The sequence below is a fragment of the Micrococcales bacterium genome, from assembly GCA_009784895.1.
In the GTDB taxonomy this organism is placed as follows: Bacteria; Actinomycetota; Actinomycetes; order Actinomycetales; family WQXJ01; genus WQXJ01.
The window spans coordinates 1-2,546 of the sequence record WQXJ01000111.1; the positions used below are offsets into that span (position 1 = coordinate 1).

General features: G+C 61.2%; 1 protein-coding gene and 1 rRNA gene. Both read right to left on the bottom strand.

Translation table 11 applies throughout. The features are described from left to right. Window positions 1-373, bottom strand: a 16S ribosomal RNA gene (locus FWD29_10245); the annotation flags it as partial. Window positions 374-743: 370 nt separating this feature from the next. Next, window positions 744-2,546, bottom strand: a 1,803-nt coding sequence (gene katG / locus FWD29_10250) for a catalase/peroxidase HPI (protein MCL2804306.1), incomplete at its 5' end; no start/stop codon positions are given.

Consider the following 2,546-nt stretch of genomic DNA (forward strand, 5'->3'; position numbering starts at 1 on the left):
TGTGCAATATTCCCCACTGCTGCCTCCCGTAGGAGTCTGGGCCGTATCTCAGTCCCAGTGTGGCCGGTCGCCCTCTCAGGCCGGCTACCCGTCAAAGCCTTGGTAGGCCATTACCCCACCAACTAACTGATAGGCCGCGAGCCCATCCTAGACCGCAAAAGCTTTCCACCTTCCACCATGCGGCAGAAGGTCATACCTGGTATTAGCTACCGTTTCCAATAGTTATCCCAATGTCTAGGGCAGGTTACTCACGTGTTACTCACCCGTTCGCCACTAATCCTCCAGCCCCGAAAGGCCAGGATCATCGTTCGACTTGCATGTGTTAAGCACGCCGCCAGCGTTCGTCCTGAGCCAGGATCAAACTCTCCACAAAAAAAGATTGAACCTAGCCTCAACATATACATGTTTGGCCAGTTCATAAAATAACTGGCATCAACACACATCCACATCCACACTGTTGAGATATCAAACAACCAAGCCCCGGAGGGCGCGCCCCACGCCATGGCGTCATCCGCCAAGTCGTGATGGGCAACCTGCACAGCCTACCCCACCTATTAGTGAGGTGCAAACGTGCGGGTCGCAGGTCCTAGCTTGTTCTTTGGCCACAGGAGGCATTGAGCCCACCCGTACCAGGCGCGACGATGGCGGGCACCAACCCGTCATCAGCCAGGACTAGTGGTCAACTCAGACCCGGCCCCAGGTATTCCCCGCCAGGATCTGAGACCGTCCCAAACCGCTGTCTACTAGGCAAGGTCGAAGCGATCTAAGTTCATCACCTTGGTCCACGCCGCCACGAAATCACCCACGAACTTAGGCGTAGCACCGTCGGAGGCGTAGACCTCGGCAACGGCCCGCAGCTCGGCATTGGAACCAAAAACAAGATCAACGCGACTGGCGGTCCAGGATTCACCATCCACCGAACGCCCCTCGAAGAACTGGCGATCAGAACTGACTGGCTGCCAAGTGGTGCCGGGCCTGAGTAGGTTGACAAAGAAGTCGTTGGTCAGCTCCCCAGGGCGGCTGGTTAACACCCCGACAGTAGAACCATTGGAGTTCGCGCCGATGACCCGCATGCCACCAAGTAGCACTGTCATCTCCGGGGCGGTCAGCGTCAGTAGGTTGGCTTGATCTATGAGTAAGTATTCGGCTGGCGGTGTCTGACCGGCCTGATCTAGGAGGGAGCCGGCTTGATAATTGCGGAAGGCGTCGGCTTGAGGTTCCAGCACGGCGAAAGCCGCGGCATCGGTCATCTCAGCGGTGGCGTCGGTCCGGCCCGGGGTAAACGGAACCGCCACGGCAACGCCTGCCTGACGCGCGGCTTCCTCGACACCCACGCAACCGGTCAGCACAATCAGGTCCGCCATCGACACTCGCTTGCCACCCGCCGCCGAGGCGTTGAACGTTTCGGCGATGGTTTCCAACAGGCCCAGCGTGCGGGCCATTTCGGCGGGATCATTCACCGGCCACGAGCGCTGTGGCTCCAGGCGCAGACGCGCGCCGTTGGCGCCACCGCGCTTGTCAGAGCCTCTGAATGTGGCGGCCGCAGCCCAAGCTGTGCGCACCATCTCAGCAACCGACATCCCTGAGGCCAGGATCTGGGCCTTGAGTGCCGCAATGTCGGCGGCATCGACCAACGGATGGTCCACTGGTGGGATGGGATCTTGCCAAATCAACGCTTCTGTTGGCACCTCGGCGCCCAGGTAGCGACTAACCGGACCCATGTCGCGGTGGGTCAGCTTGAACCAGGCTCGGGCAAAGGCGTCGGCGAACTGGTCAGGGTTCTCCATGAACCGCCGGGCGATTGGTTCATAGGCCGCATCGAAGCGCAGCGACAGGTCGGTGGTCAGCATGGTCGGGGCGTGCCGTTTGGACGGATCGTGGGCGTCTGGCACCGTGCCTTGGCCGGCGCCATGGGCGGGCCGCCACTGCCAGGCCCCGGCTGGGCTCTTCTCTAATTCCCATTCGTAGCCAAACAGGTTCCAGAAGAAGTTGGCGCTCCATTTGGTTGGTGTGGTGGTCCAGGTGACTTCAAGGCCGCTGGTGATGGTGTCGCCACCTTTGCCCGTGCCGAAGGAGGAATCCCAGCCGAGACCCTGCCGGTCAACGTCGGCCGCCTCAGGCTCCGGTCCCAGGCTATCCGCCGGACCGGCACCGTGGGTCTTGCCGAAGGTGTGGCCACCGGCAATCAGCGCCACGGTTTCCTCATCGTTCATGGCCATACGGGCAAAGGTCTCGCGGATGTCTTTGGCCGCCGCGACTGGATCCGGGTTGCCATTTGGCCCTTCGGGATTGACGTAGATCAGGCCCATTTGCACCGCCGCCAGGGGGTTCTCCAGGTCGCGGTCACCCGAATACCTCTGGTCACCCAGCCAGGTCGCCTCCGGTCCCCAGTAGGTGTCGGCGTCTGCCTCCCAGGCATCGATGCGCCCACCGGCAAAGCCAAAGGTCTGCAAGCCCATTGACTCTAGGGCCACGTTGCCGGCCAGAATCATCAGATCGGCCCAGGACAAGGCACTGCCGTATTTCTGCTTGACCGGCCACAGCAA